The organism is Flavobacterium solisilvae (genome assembly GCF_012911605.1).
GTDB lineage: Bacteria > Bacteroidota > Bacteroidia > Flavobacteriales > Flavobacteriaceae > Flavobacterium > Flavobacterium solisilvae.
This window is the reverse complement of sequence record NZ_JAAMPT010000118.1, coordinates 1-338: the sequence shown is the minus strand read 5'-3', so window position 1 is coordinate 338 and position 338 is coordinate 1. Positions and strand designations below refer to the sequence as shown.

Here is a 338-nt window from a genome sequence, read left to right as displayed (position 1 = left end):
GCTACAAGTAATCAGTCTAGAAGATACCATCAGTCAGGACAATCCTGTTCGATTTATAGATGCTTTTGTTAACAGTATCGACTTAGAGAAAATAGGATTTACACCCAGAGTATTAAAAACCATCCATTATAGCTCAAGTTGTTTCCCTAAAACAAGGAAAGAACTTGGCTTTTATAAAATCAGTCTTTTTAGACTTCAAAAACTCGTTTATAAGCAGTCCAAGTTTTACAACTTTGAATTATAACTAAAAAACAAACTTCCTTAAAATAGCTTCTAAAGAGGTTATTTTTTATAAATATTTTAAAATTTTAGTTTTTTATTGAGGTTGTGCAACAGTT

At 29.3% G+C, this 338-nt stretch carries 1 protein-coding gene; it reads left to right on the top strand.

Annotated elements, in window-relative coordinates:
- A partial coding sequence (locus G6042_RS00555; RefSeq protein WP_169522345.1) for a hypothetical protein occupies positions 1-244 on the top strand: 244 nt, incomplete at its 5' end.
- Positions 245-338 lie beyond the last annotated feature (94 nt).